1 pseudogene is annotated in these 397 nt (G+C 40.6%); it reads left to right on the top strand.

The features are described from left to right. Positions 1-178 (top strand): annotated as a pseudogene (locus tag AB4653_RS28885) (stress response translation initiation inhibitor YciH); the annotation flags it as partial. Positions 179-397 lie beyond the last annotated feature (219 nt).

The following is a 397-nucleotide window of genomic DNA, read 5'->3' as shown; positions in this document are numbered from 1 at the left end:
GGTTGGCTTAGACCTAGATGACGCGCCATTAAAACTCATGGCTGCGGAACTCAAAAAAGTATGTGGTTGTGGCGGCTCAGTAAAAGATGGCAACATCGAGATTCAAGGCGACGCTCGTGACAAGCTCAAAGCGCATCTTGAAAAGAAAGGCTACAAAGTTAAATTTGCCGGCGGTTAAGCTCTAACTAATGCCGGGGGTAAAATCGAAGATTATTATCACTGGTTATTAGGTATTTTATGGTAAATAACCGCTATGGTTAAATACGCAGTAGAATTCAGAGAGTACAGATATGAAATAAAGGCAGGGCATCACATAAAGATACCTGCCTTATAAACACCGAAACCAATTTAACATAACGTACATAATACGCACTGAGCATGTTAGAGCAATTTAGTA

It is taken from the genome of Vibrio sp. 10N.222.48.A3, from assembly GCF_041475345.1.
GTDB lineage: Bacteria > Pseudomonadota > Gammaproteobacteria > Enterobacterales > Vibrionaceae > Vibrio > Vibrio tasmaniensis_A.
Note: the sequence above shows the minus strand (reverse complement) of the source record. Positions and strands in the feature narration are given on the sequence as shown.